We start from the raw sequence: 19,760 nt of genomic DNA on the forward strand, positions 1-19,760 counted from the left end.
GGGCGCCTTCAGGGTGCCTCTCGCAAAGCCGGCCGCTTATTCATGGGGATGATTATATATACACATATTATTTGCAAGCGTTCTATTTGCCCAGATTTTCCACGCCGCTGGAAAGAGCGTGCGTGCATCAATAGCAAGGTCGCCGGAAAGCTGGACCCCGGGTCAAGCCCGGGGGGACGAAGGGGGATATGGGTCCCCGACCTAGGCGCCGTTACCGTTCCGGCGCATGTGCGCGTCCATTTCGATCAGGCGCCTTTTCATGCGGTACATGATGTCTTCGGCGGCTCGAATCTCGGCCTCGCTGATGTCGCACAGCGTTTCGCGGTTCAGGTCGGCGCCACGTTCCTGCATCAGTTCCAGCACTTCCTCGCCCTTGCGCGTCATCGCGATTCGCTTGGCGCGGCGATCGGAAGGATCGGCCTTTCGCTCGATATATCCGCCAGCTTCGAGCCGATCGAGCAGGCCGCCCAGCGCCACCTTGCCGATGTCAAGGACGCTTGCCAGTTCCGTCTGCACCATTTCGTGGCTGGTGTGGCGGGAAAGATTGCTGAGCACCCACCATTGCGACCGCGTGATCCCGAGCGGCTTCAGGGATTTGTCGATTACAGTGCGCCGCAATCGGGAAACATCATGGATCAGGAAGCCTAGCCGAAACTGATTTGCATTCGTAGCGCCACTGTCGTCCATGCCGTGCAATCCATATGTTGGTCCTCTGCGATGGAACTCGTCCGCCCGACTGTCAAGATAATTGAGCACATGCAACATATTCGTATGCGAACCATATGCATACGAACTTCTATTGACCTCCCCTCATATGGCCCATATGCCTTGTGCCAAAGAGGGAGAAGAACGTGCTCACGCCACTCGACGAGACGCTGCACCACCAGGCGCCGCTGACGTTCGATCACGTCCACACCACAGACCATCGCTTTTACGACCGGCAGTTGATGGGCGGGTTCCGTGCGGATGGAGAGATCGCCTTTCTGGCCGGAATCACCATGTTCAAGAATATGAACGTGCTGGAAGGTTTTGCGATGGTGCAGGCGAAATCTTCGCGCCAGTACAATGTGCGGATGACCCGCCAGCTACGGCCGATGCCCGACAGCGACGCCCGCATCGGCCCGCTTTCACTGACCATCGCTGAAGCCTTCCATGATCTGAGCTATATACTGGCGGCGGGCGATTATCCGATATCGTTCGAGATGAACTTCCGGGCCGCGGCCCCGCCGCGGCTGGAACATCCGCATGTGTCGCGCGGAGACGGGCGCCTGCACACCAACTATCTGCGCTATAATCAGCTTGGACGGATCAGCGGGCATATCGTCGCCGACACCGACTGCTATGAAGCGCAGGACTGGTTCGGCTGGCGCGACCATAGCTGGGGCGTGCGGCCCGGGGTGGGCGGGTTCGAGCCGATGACGGGAACGGCCGGCGGCGGCGGCGTCGCCTCCGCTTCGCGCACGGGAGGCAAGGGGCTGTTCCTGGTGCACGCCGGCTTTCAGGTGGGCGGCGCCAGCGGGGCCGTGCAACTGATCGAGGATGGCGAGGGCAAGCGCATCTACACCGAAGGCGAGGTGCGTGACGGCGCGGGCGATCCTGTCGAGGTGACGGGCATCGACCATGACGTGAAGTTCAAGCCCGGCACGCGCGTGTTCGACAGGATACGGCTGGATTTGGCGCTGGCCAACGGACACTCCGTGCCGCTGGAGGCGCAGGCGGTGGGCCGGCCATGGGTCTATCGCGGCGGCGGCTTCGATGGCGGCTTCAACGACGGTCAGGGACAAGGCGTGTGGCGCTCGCGCGATCTAGCTTTCGAGATCGACAGCTATGACATTTCCGACCCGGAAAAGGTGGTGATGCCCGATGGCAGCATCGCCACGCCCCGGCATCGCGAGCAGTTGGCAGTATGCGCAATCAACGGCGAAACCGGAAGCGCCTATATGCCGATGTTCGTGATCGGCCCGCAGCCGCGCTTTGGATTCTGAAGAGGTGGCGATGATCGATACAGCCTCGCTGAACAGCTATTTCCGCCAGCACATGGGGGGCGATGTGCGCGTCATCCGCTACAAGCGCACTTTCCCCGGCATCAGCCGCGAGACGTTCCTGGTATGGACGGAGGAGAGCGGCGCAGAGGGCGGCTATGTGTTCCGCACCGATGCGCTGGGCGGGCCGATCTGCCCGGTGCCGTTGGAATATGAGTATCGCATCATCAAGGGCCTGCATGCGACCGTCGTGCCGGTGGCCGAACCGCTGTGGTTCGAGGCTGCGCCGGCGATCACCGATGGACGGCCGGTGATGGTACGCCGCATGGTGGACGGCAGCAACGACCTTCCCGGCCTGTACGACGAAGGCGCCGAAGCCGCCGCCCGGCGGCAGCGCATCGCCTTCGAACATGCGGAAAAGCTGGCGGCGCTGCACACGCTGGATCTGGATGCGACGGGCTTTTCCGCCTTCGTCGACATGCCGGCATCGGCGGCCGATTGCGCGCGCGCCGATTTCGACCGCTGGATGCGGATCTTCCACGAAGTCCGCACCGACCCCTTCCCGCTTCTCACCGAGGCGGCCTTCTGGCTGCGGGAGCACCTGCCCACGACCGCGCCGCGCATTTCGCTCTGCAAGGGCAACAACGGCATGGGGGAAGAAATCTGGAAGGAGGATCGCATCGTCGCCCTTTCCGACTGGGAACTGGCCTTCGCGGGCGACCCGGCGCAGGACTGGGCGCTTTCGCAGGGCATGCTGACATTGGGTGACGCCGAACAGACGCTGCGCCATTACGAAAACGCCGCCGGCTTCACCATCGATCGTTCCAGCCTGGATTTCTATCGCGTGTGGGAGGTCTGGAAGGCGGTGCCGACACTGAACAACGGCTTGCGCCCTTTCCTTTCGGGCGAGAATCCGCGTGTCCCGCGCCTGAACCTGGGCTTTGGCCGGGTGAAGCTTTTCGAGCAGTTGCTGGGCATGATGATCGGCAAGCCGATCGACGAGGCGGCCCGCATCGTCGCCGAATGGCGGAAAAGCCCGTACCGCCCGGAAAACGCCGCCAACTGAGGGAGAGCAGGCGATGATGCCGACAAGCCAGCAGATGCTCGCCGCCATGCAATTGGCGCTGAAGGAACATGTGACGCCGCTGGTAGACGACCAGTGGGCGCAAAGCGCGCTGCGCAGCGTGGACGTGATCCTGAATCATTTGCAGGTGCGCGTGGCAGAAGAAGGGCCGATGCTGCACGCCGACACGAGCGAGTTGCTGGAACTGCTGCGTGCCGCCGGCACCCGCGCGGGCTATGCAGACGCGGCACTCCACGATTTTCTGGCGGAAGCGCCGGCCACACTGGCCGGCTATGCGCGGGTGGATGCGCTACAGGCGCTCAACCATCGCGGGCGGGAGATCGTGGACAGGCTGCTGCTGCACTGCGACGCCCAGCGCGCGGATGCCGGGGTGGCTGGGCTGCATGCCGATCTGCGCGCCTATCTGCTGCGCCATGCCGATCGTGAAAGCGGCTTTTTCTTCCCCACCTATGTGGGGAGGCCGGTATGAATGACCCGCTGCTGGCGGAAAAGCTGCGCAGCATATTGGCCGCGCTGCGCGCCGACGTAACGCCGCAGCTGCCGCCCGGCCACGCCCGCCTGCGCTGCGAACTGGCAGAAATGCTGCTGGCCCGCATGTCGGTAGAGGCGGACGCGCCATCCGGCCCGCCGGAGGGGGTGTTGGCCGAGCGGGACTGGCGGCAGGCGCATGAGGAAAGGATCTCCGCCATCCTGAACGCGCCGCCAATGTCGGCCGGCACCTCGGGCGAGCTTTCCATCGCGCCGGAAAGCTTCACCCGCTGGTTCGCCGACAAGGAGCCCGGCACGAAGGTGACGAAGGTATCGACGGTGCCAGGCGGCCGTTCCAAGGGGACGATCCTGCTGGAATGCGCGGACGGCCGGCAGTTGGTGGTTCGCCGCGACTTCTCCGCCGCGGTGATCGGCACCTCTGTCGCCGACGAATATCCGGTGATCCGCGCCGTGCACGGAGCCGGCCTGCGGGTGCCGAGGCCGCTCTATCTGGAAAGCGATCCGGCTGCCATCGGCGGGCGGTTCATCCTGTTCGAGCGGCTGGCGGGATCAGCGAAGGGCAGCCTGTTCGCGACCGACGCCAGCCCCGCCTTCTGCCGGGACTTCGCGGCCGAGCTGGCGCGCCTGCATCGGCTGGATATCGACGAACTGGGGCTGGCAGACGCCCTGCCCCACGGCCGTGCCGAACATCCTGTACACGCGCATGTGAAAAGCTATGCCGAGCGCTATCGGCAAGCCGGCCCCCCGGTGCCGCTGATGGATTCGGCCTTCGCCTGGTTGGAAGGCCAGATGCCGCATATCGGCAACGAGCGGCAACTGGTGCATGGCGATGCCGGCCTGCACAACACGCTGGGCGACGGTGATCGGCTGACCGGCCTGCTGGACTGGGAACTCGCCCATGCCGGAGACCCTGCCGAAGACCTCGCCTATTGCCGCTTCCTCGTTTCCCGCGTGTTGCCGTGGGACGAATTCATGCAGGCTTATCACCAAGCCGGCGGCCCGCCCGTCAGCGCCCGCCGCATGGCCTTCTTCACCGTGTGGCGCACGCTGCTGCTTTCGGTGCTTACCCGCTTTGCGCGCAACAGCTATGACAGTGCGACCGACCGCGATCTTCGCGTGGCGGCCATCGGGCACAATACCTTCCCGCGCCAGTTGCGCGACCTCGCCAGCGATCTGGCCGCAGCGATGGAGGTTGCATGACCGACGCCGAACTGGATTTCACCATCGAAGGGCCGATCGCCCGCGCGACGATCAACCGCCCGCATGCGATGAACGCGATGAAGAACGGCATGTGGGAGCGGCTGGGCGATCATCTGCGCTCCATCGAATTCAACCATGAGGTGCGGGTGGTGCTGATCACCGGCGCCGGCGACAATTTCTGCGCCGGCGGCGATGTGAAGGAGTTCTCAACGACTCTGGGCATGGCCGACAGCGAACGCGCCAACCACTGGATGACCAGCGGCGACAAGGGCAACCAGTTGTTCGCCCTGATCGAGCGCATTCCCCAGCCGGTGGTAGCCCGCGTGCGCGGCATGGCGGCGGGCGGCGGGCTGGCGATGGTGGCAGCCGCCGATCTCGCCATCGCCTCGGAAAACAGCCGCTTCCTAGCCGCACAGATCCGCGTGGGCGTGATCCCCGATTCGGCGCTGAGCTATAATCTGGTGCGCAACATCGGCCCCAAGCGCGCGAAGCAGATCGCCTATCTGGGCGATATCTTCGGCCCTGCGGAAGCGCTGGATTTCGGCCTGCTGAACTGGGTGGTGCCGGATGCGGATCTGGACGATCGGACGGAGGCGCTGCTGGCCCGGATCGCTGCCCTGCCGCAAGAAGCGCTGGGCCGCACGAAGCGGGCGATGAACCTGGCGCACCGGATTTCCGTCACCGATCATCTGGCGCAGGAAACCATCGACATCGGTGCGGTGGTCGCCCACCCCGATTATGCCGAACGGGTCACGGCCTTCATGACCCGCCGGGGGTAAGCCATGGACAGGCTGCGACAGCATCCCCGCCGCTGGGCGACGGAACAGCCGGAAAGGCCGGCTGTCATCTACCCGTCGCTGGGCGTGACGATCAGTTATGGCGAACTGGACGCACGCGCCAGCCGCTGCGCGCATCTGCTGCGCAGCCATGGTCTGCGGCGTGGCGATCATTTCGCCCTGCTGGTGGAGAATGTTCCGGTCTTCCACGAAATCGTCTGGGCTGGCCACAATGCCGGCGTTTATTACACCGCCATTTCCTGGCGATTTCGCGAGGATGAGATCGCCTTCATACTGGACAATTGCGGCGCAAGACTGCTGTTCCACACGGCGCGGCAGTCCGAAACCATCGCCCGCCTGAAGCCGCGGTTTCCCGATGTCGCCTTCATCGACGTGACGGATGGCCGTTACGCCAACGCCTTTCCGGCGACCCCCATCGCCGATGAGAGCCGGGGCTCCGACATGCTGTACAGTTCGGGCTCCACCGGACGGCCCAAGGGGATCAAGCAATTGCTGCCCGACGACGGCATCGATGGCCTGTCGCGGATGTTTGCCGTTTACGCCCGGCGCTACGGCTGGACGGAAGACATGGTATATCTGATGCCCTGTCCGCTCTATCATTCCGGGCCGATGCGCTTTGCCATGGCGATGCAGCAACTGGGCGCCACCCTGATCGTGATGGAGGCGTTCGACGCGGAAGCCGCGCTGCTGCTGGTGGAGCGTCATCGCGTCACCCACGCCCATTGGGTGCCCACCATGCTGGCCCGGCTGCTGAAGCTGCCTAGCACCATTAAGGCCCGGCACGACCTTTCCTCTCTTCAGGTGATCGTGCATGGCGCGGCGCCCATCGCGCCCGACATGAAGCGCGCCGCCATCGAGTGGCTCGGCCCCATATTGGAGGAAAGCTATGGTGGCACCGAGGGTAATGGGCTGACCATGATCAGTTCCGCCGAGTGGCTGGCGCATCCGGGATCGGTGGGTCGCCCGTTTCTGGGGGCGGTGCACATCCTGGACGACGTAGGGCGCGAGCTGCCCACGGGCGAGATCGGCAACATCTGGTTTTCGGGCGGCCCGGGTTTTGCCTATCACAATGATGCGGAACGGACCGCGCAGGCGCATGATGCGCACGGCCGCAGCACGCTGGGCGACATTGGCCATGTGGACGGAGAAGGCTATCTCTATCTGACGGATCGCCGCAGCAACATGGCGATATCGGGCGGGGTGAACATCTTTCCGCAAGAGGCGGAAAACCGCATCATTTCGCACCCCGACGTCGCCGATGCCTGTGTGTTCGCGCTGCCCGACGACGACATGGGAGAAGTCCTGCACGCCGTGATCCAGCCGTTGCCGGGGGCGATGAGCCACGCCGCGCTGGAACGGGCCTTGCACGACTGGTGCCGCGAGGCGCTCGCATCCATCAAATGTCCGCGCAGTTGGGAGTTCAGGGACAGTCTGCCGCGGCACGATACCGGGAAAATCTATGCCCGCCATCTGAAAGAAGAGTGGCTGGCGAAGAAAGGCAGGAGGGATTGATGGCAGGCGTTTGGTTTGACGAGATGTTCGTGGGACAGAAGTTCGAACACCCCATCCATCGCACCGTGACCGAGACCGACAATGTCCTGTTCACCGCGATGACGCACAACCCGGCGCTGCTGCACCTGGACGAGGAATATATGAAGGGCACCGAATTCGGCGCCCGTATTGTCAATTCCGCCTTCACGCTGGGGCTGATGGTGGGCATTTCGGTAGGCGATACCACGCTGGGCACGGCGGTCGCCAATCTGGGCTGGGACGAGGTGCGCTTTCCCAGGCCGCTGTTCCACGGCGATACCATTCATGTCGTCAGCGAGGTGATCGAACTGCGGGATTCGAAGTCGCGGCCGGAGGCGGGGATCGTCACCTTCCTGCACCAGGCGTTCAACCAGCATGGCGATCTCGTCGCTTCGTGCAAGCGTTCGGGCCTGCAGCGCCGGAAAGCCGCGCGATGACAGCGTTGCCCTTGCGCTCCATGCTGTTCATCCCCGGAGACAGCGACAAGAAGCTGGCGAAAGTGAAGGACTGTGGGGCGGACGCCGTGATTCTCGATCTGGAAGATGCGGTGGCGCACGCCAACAAGGCGGCGGCCCGCGTCAAGGTCGCCGATTTCCTGAAGGCGACCCACCCTGCCAGGCGCCCGATGCAATATTGGGTACGGGTGAATCCGTTCGATACCCCGCATACGCTCGATGATCTGGTCGCGGTGATGGCGGGCGCGCCGGACGGAATTTTCCAGCCCAAGACGAACGATCCGGAGGATGTCCGCCGGCTTTCCCATTATCTCGATGCGCTGGAAGCCGCGCACGGGCTGGAGCGAGGGCATGTGAAGATCATTCCCGTGGCGACGGAAACGGCGATAGCGCCGTTCACGCTTGGCCGATTTGCATCCGCGGGCCTGTCACGGCTGCTGGGGCTGACATGGGGGGCGGAGGATCTGGCAGCGGCGGTAGGCGCGAGCACCAATGTCGATGCCAGCGGCCAGTGGGATTTCACCTATCGCATGGTGCGGTCCATGTGCCTGCTGGCCGCGCATGCGGCCGGTGTGCAGGCGCTGGATACGCTTTATGTCGATTTCCGCGACGAGGAGGGGCTGCGCGCATCCTGCCGTATCGCGCGCGCGCAGGGCTTTACCGGCCGCATCGCCATCCACCCGGCGCAAGTGGCGGCGATCAACGAAAGCTTCATGCCTTCTCCGGCCGAGGTGGAACATGCCCGCCGCGTGCTGGAAGCCTTTGCCGCCAGCCCCGGCGCCGGCACCGTGGGGCTGGACGGCAAGATGATCGACATCCCTCACCGCAAGCAGGCCGAAAAGCTGCTGGCGCAGGCCGCTGCCTTCGGCGCGCGCTAGCCGACGCCATGCAGCCGGCGGGGGAAACGGCGAATGCCGAGTTCCGGGCGCAGCCGCGCCTCCATCGCCGGGGGCAGCGTGCCGAACAGCAGGGTTTCGCTGTCGGCGATGGCAAGAATGCGCCCCATGATCGGCCCGCAGTTCGCCATATGGGCCAGCATCGCCTCGGCATCCTGATAGGCGTCGAAGGCGAACCAGTTACCCTTGCCGTCAGGGAACCATTCATAGGCCAGAGTGCCGGGGTCTTTTGCGCTTGCCTGTTCGAAGGATTCCCGCGCCAGGGCTGAAAGCGCCTCGGCCTGTCCGTCGTGCGGGCGGAACCAGGCCAGCGCAAGGATGCGCTCGTCACCCGACGGCGGATGGCGATGGGGTGACGGCCCCTCGATCAGACCGAAGGCGCGGGGACCGATATAGCCGACCGCGCCCAGCCTTTCGCGCATGCGATCCTGCAGGATCTGCGGAACCTCGCCGGCGAATTCTATCCGCAGCGTCGCATGTTGCAGAACCTTCGCCACCCGGCCATCCAGCATCCGGCCATGCAGCGCCACGGCTTCCGGGTCGTCGTACAACTCGATCACATAGCCGTTGCGGCCGTCCGCGCTCAGGAACCACTCGTAATAACGGGTGCCGGTGAGGTCGGGCAGGATCGCTTCATGGCAAGCGCGCGCGGCCTCGATGAACGCTTCCTCTTGCCCTTCGTGAATGTCGATCGGCCCGAAGCCATAGATTTTTCCCATATGTCTCCCCCATTTTCAGATGGATATGCCGCCATCGACAGGCAGAGCCACGCCGTTCACATAGGCGGCGTCGTCGGAGGCCAGCCAAAGCACGGCCTGCGCCACTTCGTCGGGCTGTCCCGGGCGCTGCATCGGGATGCGGCTCGTCAGCAGCGCCAGCTTTTCCTGGGCGGTGGCGAATCCGGCCTCGACCAGATCGGTCATCACAAGCCCGGGGCAGACGGCATTCACCCGAATGCCCCGCGCCGCATTTTCCAGCGCCACGCACTTCGTCATCCCCAGCACCGCATGCTTGCTGCCATAATAGGCGCTGCAACCGGGGCTGCCGCGCAGCGCCGCCACCGATCCGCAGTTCACGATTGCCCCACCCCCCGATGCCAGGATCGCCGGCACCTGATATTTCATCGCCAGCCAGGTTCCGGTCACGTTGATCGCCATCACCTGCTCGAACATCGAAAGCTCGGCGTCCTCGACGAACAGGTTCACCGTGCCGGTGATTCCGGCATTGTTATAGGCGACATGCAGCGAGCCGAAGATCTCGACCGTCCGCCGCACCATCGCCTGCACCGATTCGGCCGATGTCACATCCGCCGCGACATAGGCGGCGGTCCCCCCCGCCTCGCGAATGGATTCGACCGCGGCTTCGCCTTCGGCCACGCGGCGGCCGGCGATCATCACGCGGGCACCTTCGGCCACAAATGCCCGAGCCGTCGAAAGGCCGATGCCCGATGTCCCTCCCACCACCAGCGCGACCTTGTCCTCGAATCGCTTTCCCATCCCTCGCCTCCGTTTCATTCTCGCGGAAGGATACGGATTGCAAAATCAGTTCGCAACATTATCATACGCCAACAATCAATGGGAGGCCAAGCAGCATGGCAGGCGATCTGAAGCAGGTGATTTATGCCGAGGAGGATCATGTCGCCACGCTGACGCTGAACCGGCCTGATATATTGAACTCGATGGACGAGCAGATGACGGGCGAGATCATCTCCGTGATCGAAAAGCTGCGCCGGCCTGGCAGGCTGCGTGCTCTTGTGATCGCATCGACGGGCCGCTGCTTTTCCGCCGGCGGCAATTTCGACGAGATTCAGCGGCTGATCGACGATTACGACGCCCGTATGGACGCCTATGACAACGGCCGCCGGGTGATCCACGGCATGGCGGAAATTGCCGTGCCGGTGATCGTGGCATTGCAGGGCGATGTCTATGGGCTGGGCACGTCGCTGGCACTTTCCGCCGATATCATCGTCGCGTCGCGCAATGTCCGCATCGGCGATCCGCATGTGAAGGTTGGGCTGGTGGCGGGCGACGGCGGCACGCTGGTGTGGCCGGCCGCCTTCGGCTTGCTGAAATCGAAGCGCCACCTGCTGACCGGCGACCCGATCGGCGCCGAGGAAGCGCACCGCCTGGGAGCCGTTTCCGAGCTGGTGGACGATCCGGAGCAGGTACTGCCGCTGGCCCGCGAACTGGCGGCGAAGGTGGCGGCCCTGCCGCCTGTCGCCGTGCAATATACGAAGCGGGCGCTGAACCACAGCATGCAGCGCGCCGCGCTGGATCATTTCGAATTCGCGATGGCGCTGGAACAATATGCGATGACCACCGACGATCTGAAAGAGGCGCTGGCGGCGCTTAAGGAAAAGCGCAAGCCCAGCTTCACGAACCGCTAGGGCCATGCACCCGCGCGACCATATCGGCCGGAAAGACGGCAAGCCGGCGATCATCATGGCGGACAGCGGCGAGGCGATCGGTTTCGCCCAGTTGGATGCGCGCGCGAACCGTGTTTCCCACCTGTTGCGCGCCCATGGGCTTCGAGCCGGAGACCGGGTGGCGATCTGGCTGGAAAACCATCCCCGCTATTTCGAGATCGCCTGGGGCGCCTATAACGCCGGGCTGCTGTTCGTGCCTGTCAGCACCCGGCTGAAGGCCGCCGAGGCGGCCTATATCGTGCGGGACAGCGGCGCATGTCTGCTGTTCGCCTCTCCTGCGGTGGATTGTGCCGGGATCGCCGCAGCGCTGGGCGACGAGGTGCTGACGCTGACCGTGGGCGGCAACTATGAGCGAGCCGTCGCAAGCATGCCCGATACGCCCATCGCCGATGAAACGCGGGGTGCGGCGATGGTCTATTCATCGGGCACGACCGGAAGGCCGAAGGGCATCACCCCACGGATGACGCCTGCCCCCATCGGCGAGCCACCGCAGCTCACCCAGGTGCTGGTGGACCTCTACGCGTTCGACAGCCGGAGCGTCTATCTGTCGCCGGCGCCGCTGTATCATACGGCCCCGCTGAAATTCACCATGGCGGTGCAGCAGGTCGGCGGCACGGTCGTGGTGATGGAAAGATTCGATCCTCTGGCCGCCCTGCAGGCCATCGAGCGGCATCGCGTGACCCATTCGCAATGGGTCGCCACCATGTTCATCCGCATGCTGCAACTGGATGCCGCCCAACGCCGATTCGACAACAGCAGCCATCTCTACGCCATCCATTCCGCCGCCCCCTGCCCGGTGCCGGTGAAAGAGGCGATGATGGATTGGTGGGGGCCGATCCTGCACGAATATTATGGCGGATCGGAAAGCGTGGGGCAGACGGCGATCGGGCCTGATGAATGGCTGCGCAAAAGAGGCTCGGTCGGCCGCGCCACGCGCGGCATATTGCATATCGTCGGCGAAGACGGCCGCGAACTGGCTGCCAATGAAATAGGGCTGGTCTGCTTTGAAGGGTGTGGCGGCTTCTCCTATCACAACGATGCCGAGAAAACCGCCGGCGCCTATGATTCGCGCGGCTGGGCCACCTTTGGCGATATCGGCCATGTCGACGAGGAGGGCTATCTGTTCCTGACCGACCGCCGCGATCATGTGATCAACATCGGCGGCGTGAACATCTATCCGCAGGAGGCGGAGAATCTGCTCGCCACCCACCCCGCCGTGCAGGATGTGGCGGTATTCGGCATTCCGGATGCCGAATATGGCGAACAGGTGAAGGCGGTGATCCAATTGCGGGATGGCGGACAAGCCAGCCCGGAACTGGCCGCCGAACTGATCGACTGGTGCCGCGATCGGCTGGCCCACAACAAATGCCCACGGAGCATCGATTTCGAAACCGAAATGCCCCGCGAGCCGACCGGCAAGCTGCTGAAGCGTCTGCTGAAAGCCCGCTACTGGCCGCCCCGCACCACAGGAGACGCGCTTGTCCACCCAGCCTGAACTGCTGACCGGGGTCGCCGATGGCATCGCCCGCATCACCTTCAACCGGCCGGAAGCGCGCAATGCGCTGACGGCCGGCATGGTGGAGGCGATGATCGCCTTCCTGCGCCGCTGCGAGCATGAGCCCGACGTGCGCGCCATCTCGATCACCGGGGCCGGAGAGCATTTCATGGCCGGCGGCGATGTGAAAGGCTTCGCGCAGGCAGTGGACGCCTCGCCCGAAGCCCGGCGCGCCCTGTTCGAAACGCTGGCGCTGGACACCCTGCCGCTGTTCGAGTTGATGGAGCGGATACCGAAACCCATCGTCGCCAGCGTCCGTGGGGCCTGCGCCGGCGCCGCCATCGGCTATGTCGCGGCCGCGGATTTCGCGCTGGCATCGGAAACGGCGATGTTCGTGGTGGCCAATGCCGCTATCGGCACCAGCCCGGATGGCGGCACGAGCTGGCATCTGCCGCGCGTGGTGGGACTGCGCAAGGCTCGCCAGATGTGCCTGCTGGGCGAACGGCTGATGGCGGCCGATGCGGTCGATTGCGGCCTCGTCAACTGGCTGCACGCGGATGACGAGCTGGATGCCGCGACGGAAAAGCTGCTGCGGCGGCTCGCCGATGGCCCGGCCGTGGCGCTGGGACAGGCGAAACTGCTGCTGAATGGCGCTTCGGGCAACAGTCTTGCCCGGCAGCTGGCACAGGAAGCGCGGTCCGCCGGCATCTGCGCCGCCAGCGCCGATTTCCCCGAAGGCGTTTCCGCCTTCGCCCAAAAGCGCACGCCGATGTTCAGGGGGCTTTGAGACGATGACCGGAATGCTCGACGATATCCGCGTGCTGGATGTCACCCGCTTCGTGGCAGGCCCGGCGGCGACCGCGCTGCTCGCCGATCTGGGCGCGGATGTGATCCGCATCGAAGCCCCGGGCGGCGCCGAGGACCGCACCACCCTGCCCTTCAACGAGGGCTTCCACGGCGGTGTCGGCTTCACCCAGCTTGGCCGCAACAAGCGCGGCCTCTCGCTCGATCTCTCCGGCGAGAAAGGCCGGGCGGTGTTCGACCGGCTGCTGGCAACGGCCGACATCGTCGTCGCCAACCTGCCCCGCAGGACGGCCGCCTCGCTGGGGCTGGATTACGACCGGATGGCCAGTATCAAGCCCGACATCATCTTCGTGCACCTGACGACCTTCGGCAACGAAGGCCCCTATGCCGACAGGCTGGGCTTCGACGCGATCGCCCAGGTGATGAGCGGGCTGACCCACATCTCCGGCGAGCCGGGCAAGCCAATGAAGCATAATTCGGCCTGGGTGGACATGAGCACCGGCTTCCTCGCGGCCTTCGGGGCGATGGCGGCGCTGCACCACCGCAACCGCACAGGCGAGGGGCAGAAGGTGGAAACCAACCTGCTGCAGACGGCGCTGACGGTGGGCAATTATTTCCTGTTCGACCAGTATTTCAACCGGACGAACCGCGTCGGCACCGGGAATCGCGCGCAATCGGGCGGTCCGGCGGACCTCATCCAGACGAAGGATGGCTGGGTCTATATGGTGGCGCTGGGCGATGCGATGTTCCGTCGCTTCATGCGGATGATCGGCCGGGAGGAGCTGTTGGACGACCCGCGTTTCGCGACCGACGAGTTGCGTGCCGAAAATGGCGAGGCGTTGAGCGAAATCGTCACCGCATGGGCGCGGCAGTACAGCAATGCCGAGATCCTGCCGATCCTGGAGACGAACCGTATTCCTGCCGGGCCGCTGCTGACCCCGCAGCAGACGCTGGACGACCCGCATGTGCGGGAACAGTTTCTGATGCCGGTGCCGGTGGAAGGGCTTTCAAGGCCGGCGCCCTATGTGAAGCCGCCGGTCACCTTCGGCAAGACGCCGGGCAGCATCCGAAAGGGCCCGCCGCGCCCCGGCGAAGACAGCGACGCGGTGCTGGCCGAGGCCGGCTTTACGCCGCAGGAAATCGCCGGCCTGCGCGAGGCCGGCGTGATCTGAACGGAATCAGCGCAGCGACCGCAGGCCGGTACGCACTTCCTGCACGAACAGGTCCGGCTGCTCCAGCGCGGCGAAATGCCCGCCACGCGCCGGCTGCCCCCAGTGGATGATGTCGGAGAATATTCTTTCCGCCCAGCGCCGCGGCGGCCGCCGCATTTCCCGCGGGAAGATGCTGCAGGCGACCGGCAGGGAAATCGGGGCATTCCCGAAGGCGCTGCGGAAGCTTTCCCAATAGAGCCGCGCCGAAGATGCCGCGCTGTCCGTCAGCCAATAGAGCATGATCGTGTCGAGCATGGAGTCGCGGCTCAGCACCTCCTCCGGCTCGCCGCCATTGTCGGTCCAGGCGTGGAATTTCTCGTAGATCCAGGCTGCCTGCCCAACAGGCGAATCCGCCAGCGCATAGCCCAGCGTCTGCGGCCGCGTGCTTTGCTGGGTGGAATAGCCAAGCCCCCATTGCTTGTGCGCTTCCGCCGTCTCGCGTGCGTCCACGGCCTGCGGGTCGCTGTAATCCTCGTCCGGCGGGGGAAAGCAGACCACCATGTTCAGATGAATGCCCAGCAGACCGGGCGGTTGCTGCACGGCCATGGCACGGGTGATGGCGGAACCCCAGTCGCCGCCTTGCGCTACATAGCGGTCATAGCCCAGCCGCCGCATCAGCAGATGCCAGGTTCGAGCGATCCGCTCGACATTCCAGCCGGTGGCGTCAGGCTTGTCGGAAAAGCCATAGCCAGGCAGCGACGGTATCACGACATGAAAGGCATCGGCGGCATCGCCGCCATGGGCCTGCGGGTCGGTCAGCGGGCCGATCGCCTCGAGAAATTCCAATATGCTGCCCGGCCAGCCGTGCGTCAGCAGCATCGGCATGGCGCCGGCATGCGGCGACCGCACATGCAGGAAATGGATGCCCAGCCCGTCGATCCGGGTGCGGAAGCCCGGCCAGCGGTTGATCGCCGCCTCGCAGCGGCGCCAGTCATATCGATCTCGCCAGTAACCGACCAATGCCTGCATCCGATCCAGCGGCACACCCTGCGACCAGTCGGCGACGGTGCCGGCATCGGGCCAGCGGACATGCGCCAGCCGACGCGCCAGATCGTCCAGCGCCGGTTGCGGCACATCGACATGGAAGGGAAGGATGGCATCGCCCGCTTCGGCGTCCAGCGGTGGCGGATACATGATCAGTTCCCCAGCCGGTCGAGCAGATCGGAAAGGCGGAACAGCGCCTGCCGGCGATGCCAGCGCGAAAGGGCATAGCGGACATCGTCGAAATGCCCCTCTTCCAGGTTGCGCACCGCCTTGTGGCCCATCACCCCGAGCCGCAACTGGCCCCACAGCAGATAGAAGTCCAGTTGCGCCTGCGGCGGCTGCCAGCCCCCGGCATCGACATAGGCGCGCAGGAAATCGGCGAAGCTCCCCATGTTTTCGGCCGCATACCATATATAGGCGACATCGGCGGCCGGCGTTCCGACATGGGCGAATTCCCAATCCAGCACCGCCGAAACACGATCCCCTTCCACCAGCATGTTGTTGTAGTTGAAATCGTCGTGCGTGAAAGCCGGCGGCCCATAGGCCTGCTGACGATGGCGATCGATCCAGTCGAAACAGGCCTCCATGATCGCATTGCGTTCGCCCAAGGCCTGCCAGTCGGCCAGATATTCGGCGAACTGCGCGTCGAAGAAGGCGTCACCAACCGGCTGGCCGGCGCGCGGCCAGTCGTCCACCGGCACCGTATGCACGCGCGCCATGCAACCAGCGGTGTCGGCCAGCAGCGCCGTGTTTCGGCCCGGCGGCACATAGATGGAACCAACCGGCGCCCCGCTGGCTCGCGCGAAGACGATGAAAGGGTCGCCGATCACCCCGCCGCCCGCTTCCAGGGCGAAGGGCTGGGGTATGCGGGCACCATGATCCCAAAGCCGCCGAAGCGGCCCCCATTCATCCACCACCGTCGTGCCCAGATAATTGTTGGCCGTGCGATCCACCCGCAGCGCCAGTTCGGCCGGCAAGGTGCGCGCGCCTTCCAGCGAGATCAGCACCGTCTTTTTCGACATGCCGCGCGAAACCGTATTGGCTGCCCGCACGTGGATGGCGCCCTCGCCGGCGACCGCTTCGTTCAGATAGGCCGCAAGTGCCTCCAGATCGAGCGTGTCTGCCGTCGCAGCACGCGGCGTCGACTGCCGCTCGTCCAGCGCCATCGCCTCGAACGCTTGCTGATAAGCGAGCTCCTCCGTTGCCGAGGCGCGCGGCAGATCTAGTGTTTCCACTGCGATCAGTTCCGCCAGCAGGCCCATCACCGGGTCGCGCTCTGCGGCATCGACGTTCATGCGCCCCACCGCATCGCGCACCAGGCGAAGCTGGCTGGCTGTCGCACGGCTCATGCGAACGCCCCCCCGACAGCGGAACTGCGGCCGATCTCGACCAGCCCCTCTCCCCGTTCCCCGGTTTCAAGCAAGGTAAGCGGGCAGAAATTCTCGACGATATGATAGGCGACCTTGCCCCCCGGCGCCTCCGACACCAGTGGCACATGGGCAAAGCGAGCAGCGATATCGCTTTCTATGGTGTACCGGTTGCCGAACACATCTTCCAGTTCGTGGACCAGCCTTTCGCACAGCCCGTCGGCCATCTCGCCTTCGCGACGCGCCTCGATGTGGCGAAGCGCGCGCACGCCTTTCTCATCGGCGACATAGCCTTCCTTCGCCACCGCACCGGGGCGATGCAGCGTGGAGATCGTCTTGATGCCGAAGCTGCGGCCGGGGAAGTTGAATCCGCACCAGTCATGTGTGTGCCCGCCGGAATCGCAGCGCATGACCCAGCTGTGATCGCGATAGCCGCTGCCGGAAATCTTCACTTCATGCCCATCGGCAAAGCGCGCCCGGCCGCTGGCATTCAGCGCCTGCTGCTGGTGATTATATGGCAGGTTCAGGCCCAGCGTCATCACTTCCTGAAAGGAAGGCGCCGGGTTTCCGGCGGTGCGGCAGGCGGCATAATCGAAGGTGGGCTGACGGGCGGAGAATTGCAGTTCCAGGTCGATCTCGCCTGTCTTCAGGCGAAAATCGAAACGCCGGTGCGGCTCGACAAATGCCAGAGACAGCGCGCCGTCGCCGATGCTGTGCGCCAGTTCGAAATCGGTGGGAAAGGCCGTGCTGTTGGCATAGCGGATCGACCGGCCGTCGATCTCCATGTTGGCGGTGTAACGCGCCCGGTCGTGGCCGGGTTCATGGTTCAGGTGGATCGCGCCGAACGAACGGCTTTCCGGCGCGAACAGCAGGAAGAAGTAATTCTCCTTGTAGCGCAACTGGGCATAGGGCGGCACCGGATGTGGCAGATCATCCTGCATGGTCGTCATCACGCGTCCTCCGGGAAATCGGCAAGCGGAGCCACTTGCCGGCTGTGTTCAATATCGGCGATCTTCGTTTCCAGCGCCTGCCTCATGGTGGGCAGCGCGCGTCCGCCCAGCACCAGCCGCATCGGCAGCTTGCCGCCTTCCACCGTGTCGACGATGATGCGGGCTGCGCGCACAGGATCTCCACCCTGTGTGCCGGACGCAGCGACATGCGAACGCCGTTGCGCCAGTGTCGTGGCGTAGTCGGCAATCTCGGTTGCGGGCAGTTGCATGGAACGCCCGAAGAAATCGGTGCGGAAAGGCCCGGGACACACGATCATCGCCCGGATGCCCAGTTCGCCGGCCTCCGCGGCCAGCGCCTCGGTCAAGGCCTCCAGCGCCGCCTTGCTGGCCGAATAATAGCCGGATCCGGCGAAACCGCGTGTGCCGGCCGTGGACGAGAAATTGATGACCAGCCCCTTCCCCGCCGCCCGCATATGGGGCAGCACCGCCCGCATCATCGCGGCTGGACCAAAGACATTGGTATCGAACTGCCGCCGTACATCCGCGTCACCTGCTTCCTCGATGGTGGATAGGAAGCCATAGCCGGCGTTGTTGACCAGCACGTCGATCGCGCCGAAGCGTTGCACCGCCCCGGCCACGACGCTTTCGATCTGCCGGTTGTCGGTGATATCCATCTTCAGGGGAAGAAGCCGGTCTTCCGAAGCGATTTCGGCAAGCCGCCGGATATCCGCCGGGTGGCGCGCTGTCGCCGCCACGCGATGACCGCGCGCCAGCAGTTCCCGGGACAGCGCCAGCCCGAAGCCTGAGGAAGCGCCCGTGACCAGCCATGTGCGGGATGTCGTCACGCTTCTGCCCAGCCGCGCATGCGGCCCACGGCATCGGCGAAATCCTCCATATATTCCTGCACCACCGCGCGCGCCGATTTGGCGCTGGTGACGAGGCCGATGCCCTGCCCCACCCCTTCCGTCAGAATATCGCGCGCCGCCTCATTGCCACCGTCCACCGATTTTTCCGCCAGCAGCAGCGCGCGGTTGGTCAGCAGATGCTGGAAAGGCATCGGCAGCGGGCCGGGGCTGCCCGGCTCCTCCCAGGCGGCGTTCCATGCCGATTTCAACTGCCGCGCCGTCTTGCCCGTCATCGCGCGCGAACGGATGGTGTCGCGCGATCGAGCCGCCAGCAGCTTTTCCTTGACCGCCGGGTGCACCTCGCTTTCGGCCGTCGTCAGCCAGACCGAGCCCGTCCATGCACCTGCCGCGCCCATCGCCATCGCGGCGGCCATCTGTCGGCCCGTCACGATGCCGCCAGCGGCCAGCACCGGAATGTCCGATCCCATTTCCTCCAGCCAGCGCACCACTTCCGGCACCAGCACCATCGTCGAAACCTCGCCGCAATGGGCGGCGGCCTCGGTTCCCTGCGCCACCAGAACATCGACGCCGGCCTCTATCTGGCGCTTTGCATGATCCTTCGATCCGATCAGCGCGCCTGTCGGGACGCCGGCAGCCTTGCACTTATCGATCATGAACTGCGGCGGCTTGCCCAGCGCGTTGACGAACAAGCGAATAGGGTGCTGCAAGCCTACATCCACCATACGTTCGGCGGTATCGAGGAAATGGCTGACTTCTCGGTCCTCGTCGGCGTCGGTAGGGGTGTCCAGCGAGATGCCGTGCCGGGCCAGCAGCTCGTCCGCGAAACGGCGATGACCTTCCGGTATCTGCGCCTCCAGCGCATGGGTCGTCATATCCGGAGCACTACGGTCGGCCATATTCTCGGGCACGGCGATATCCAGCCCATAAGGCCTGCCGTCGCAATGCGCGTCTATCCAATCCAGTTCGATCTTCAACTGGTCCGGCGTCATCTTGCCGTTGGTCGCGCCGAATACGCCAAAGCCGCCGGCGCGGCTGACGGCGGCGACGACATCGCGGCAGTGGCTGAAGGCGACCAGCGGGAAGTCCACGCCGACCAGTAGCGTAAAACGGTTTTGCATCCCCGATACTCCCTCGCTGCGCATCTGGCGGCGCGCCTGGTCGGTGACCGTGCGCTTGCCGTTCTCGAATCGTCCCTCTTGCGAAGATTTTTGTCTCGACGATAATA

Annotated in this window: 20 protein-coding genes; 12 read left to right on the forward strand and 8 right to left on the reverse strand. The window is 64.8% G+C overall.

The features are described from left to right. Nucleotides 1-201: 201 nt before the first annotated feature. Entirely contained in the window at nucleotides 202-618 is a 417-nt protein-coding gene (locus L6Q21_RS08070; protein ID WP_237830231.1) for a MarR family winged helix-turn-helix transcriptional regulator, read from the reverse strand. Nucleotides 619-851: 233 nt separating this feature from the next. Here L6Q21_RS08070 and L6Q21_RS08075 point away from each other — a divergent pair, with 233 nt between their 5' ends. From L6Q21_RS08075 to L6Q21_RS08110, 8 genes are read left to right on the forward strand one after another with little or no spacing between them, the layout of a single operon-like run. Beyond that, complete coding sequence (locus tag L6Q21_RS08075) at nucleotides 852-1,985, forward strand: Rv3169 family protein (protein WP_237830232.1); 1,134 nt, start codon at nucleotides 852-854, stop codon at nucleotides 1,983-1,985. 10 nt (nucleotides 1,986-1,995) lie between these two features. Then, nucleotides 1,996-3,048: a phosphotransferase family protein gene (locus L6Q21_RS08080; protein WP_237830233.1), complete on the forward strand. Its 1,053-nt coding sequence runs from the start codon at nucleotides 1,996-1,998 to the stop codon at nucleotides 3,046-3,048. A gap of 13 nt (nucleotides 3,049-3,061) precedes the next feature. Further along, nucleotides 3,062-3,535, forward strand: a complete 474-nt coding sequence (locus tag L6Q21_RS08085; protein ID WP_237830234.1) for a hypothetical protein — start codon at nucleotides 3,062-3,064, stop codon at nucleotides 3,533-3,535. Then, nucleotides 3,532-4,755 (forward strand): phosphotransferase family protein, encoded by a 1,224-nt coding sequence (locus L6Q21_RS08090; RefSeq protein WP_237830235.1) that lies wholly within the window; start codon nucleotides 3,532-3,534, stop codon nucleotides 4,753-4,755. The genes L6Q21_RS08085 and L6Q21_RS08090 overlap by 4 nt, the downstream gene beginning before the upstream one ends. After that, nucleotides 4,752-5,534 (forward strand): enoyl-CoA hydratase/isomerase family protein, encoded by a 783-nt coding sequence (locus tag L6Q21_RS08095; RefSeq protein ID WP_237830236.1) that lies wholly within the window; start codon nucleotides 4,752-4,754, stop codon nucleotides 5,532-5,534. The genes L6Q21_RS08090 and L6Q21_RS08095 overlap by 4 nt, the downstream gene beginning before the upstream one ends. A gap of 3 nt (nucleotides 5,535-5,537) precedes the next feature. Next, nucleotides 5,538-7,064, forward strand: a complete 1,527-nt coding sequence (locus L6Q21_RS08100) for an AMP-binding protein (protein ID WP_237830237.1) — start codon at nucleotides 5,538-5,540, stop codon at nucleotides 7,062-7,064. After that, entirely contained in the window at nucleotides 7,064-7,519 is a 456-nt protein-coding gene (locus L6Q21_RS08105) for a MaoC family dehydratase (protein ID WP_237830238.1), read from the forward strand. Before L6Q21_RS08100 ends, L6Q21_RS08105 begins: the two co-directional genes overlap by 1 nt. Continuing rightward, nucleotides 7,516-8,415 (forward strand): HpcH/HpaI aldolase/citrate lyase family protein, encoded by a 900-nt coding sequence (locus tag L6Q21_RS08110; RefSeq protein ID WP_237830239.1) that lies wholly within the window; start codon nucleotides 7,516-7,518, stop codon nucleotides 8,413-8,415. The genes L6Q21_RS08105 and L6Q21_RS08110 overlap by 4 nt, the downstream gene beginning before the upstream one ends. Here L6Q21_RS08110 and L6Q21_RS08115 read toward each other — a convergent pair. Further along, nucleotides 8,412-9,152, reverse strand: a complete 741-nt coding sequence (locus L6Q21_RS08115) for an antibiotic biosynthesis monooxygenase (protein WP_237830240.1) — start codon at nucleotides 9,150-9,152, stop codon at nucleotides 8,412-8,414. The two genes, L6Q21_RS08110 and L6Q21_RS08115, sit on opposite strands and share 4 nt — an antisense overlap. Before the next feature lie 15 nt (nucleotides 9,153-9,167). Next, complete coding sequence (locus L6Q21_RS08120; protein ID WP_237830241.1) at nucleotides 9,168-9,929, reverse strand: SDR family NAD(P)-dependent oxidoreductase; 762 nt, start codon at nucleotides 9,927-9,929, stop codon at nucleotides 9,168-9,170. Nucleotides 9,930-10,024: 95 nt separating this feature from the next. Between L6Q21_RS08120 and L6Q21_RS08125 the strand changes: the two genes are divergently transcribed. From L6Q21_RS08125 to L6Q21_RS08140, 4 genes are read left to right on the forward strand one after another with little or no spacing between them, the layout of a single operon-like run. After that, the gene (locus tag L6Q21_RS08125) at nucleotides 10,025-10,819 is read left to right on the forward strand and encodes an enoyl-CoA hydratase/isomerase family protein (RefSeq protein WP_237830242.1); all 795 of its coding nucleotides are present in this window, start codon (nucleotides 10,025-10,027) and stop codon (nucleotides 10,817-10,819) included. Between the two features lie 4 nt (nucleotides 10,820-10,823). Next, nucleotides 10,824-12,353, forward strand: coding sequence for an acyl-CoA synthetase (locus L6Q21_RS08130; protein WP_237830243.1), 1,530 nt, complete (start codon nucleotides 10,824-10,826; stop codon nucleotides 12,351-12,353). Beyond that, a complete protein-coding gene (locus tag L6Q21_RS08135; RefSeq protein WP_237830244.1) occupies nucleotides 12,337-13,140 on the forward strand; it encodes an enoyl-CoA hydratase-related protein in 804 nt (267 codons plus the stop codon). The genes L6Q21_RS08130 and L6Q21_RS08135 overlap by 17 nt, the downstream gene beginning before the upstream one ends. Before the next feature lie 13 nt (nucleotides 13,141-13,153). Then, nucleotides 13,154-14,329, forward strand: a complete 1,176-nt coding sequence (locus L6Q21_RS08140) for a CaiB/BaiF CoA transferase family protein (protein WP_237830245.1) — start codon at nucleotides 13,154-13,156, stop codon at nucleotides 14,327-14,329. Between the two features lie 6 nt (nucleotides 14,330-14,335). Here the strand turns inward: L6Q21_RS08140 and L6Q21_RS08145 are convergent, their stop codons facing one another. Genes L6Q21_RS08145 through L6Q21_RS08165 form a run of 5 tightly spaced genes read right to left on the reverse strand, consistent with a single transcriptional unit; the run spans nucleotide 14,336 to nucleotide 19,653 of the window. Continuing rightward, complete coding sequence (locus L6Q21_RS08145; protein WP_237830246.1) at nucleotides 14,336-15,502, reverse strand: epoxide hydrolase family protein; 1,167 nt, start codon at nucleotides 15,500-15,502, stop codon at nucleotides 14,336-14,338. Between the two features lie 2 nt (nucleotides 15,503-15,504). Next, a complete protein-coding gene (locus tag L6Q21_RS08150; RefSeq protein ID WP_237830247.1) occupies nucleotides 15,505-16,701 on the reverse strand; it encodes a phosphotransferase in 1,197 nt (398 codons plus the stop codon). After that, nucleotides 16,698-17,669, reverse strand: coding sequence for a DUF7064 domain-containing protein (locus tag L6Q21_RS08155; protein ID WP_237830248.1), 972 nt, complete (start codon nucleotides 17,667-17,669; stop codon nucleotides 16,698-16,700). Before L6Q21_RS08155 ends, L6Q21_RS08150 begins: the two co-directional genes overlap by 4 nt. Further along, the gene (locus L6Q21_RS08160; RefSeq protein ID WP_237830249.1) at nucleotides 17,669-18,514 is read right to left on the reverse strand and encodes an oxidoreductase; all 846 of its coding nucleotides are present in this window, start codon (nucleotides 18,512-18,514) and stop codon (nucleotides 17,669-17,671) included. The genes L6Q21_RS08155 and L6Q21_RS08160 overlap by 1 nt, the downstream gene beginning before the upstream one ends. Next, nucleotides 18,511-19,653 (reverse strand): nitronate monooxygenase, encoded by a 1,143-nt coding sequence (locus L6Q21_RS08165; RefSeq protein WP_237830250.1) that lies wholly within the window; start codon nucleotides 19,651-19,653, stop codon nucleotides 18,511-18,513. Before L6Q21_RS08165 ends, L6Q21_RS08160 begins: the two co-directional genes overlap by 4 nt. Between the last annotated feature and the right edge of the window lie 107 nt (nucleotides 19,654-19,760).

The sequence above is a fragment of the Sandaracinobacteroides sayramensis genome (genome assembly GCF_022014495.1).
Lineage (GTDB): Bacteria > Pseudomonadota > Alphaproteobacteria > Sphingomonadales > Sphingomonadaceae > Sandaracinobacteroides > Sandaracinobacteroides sayramense.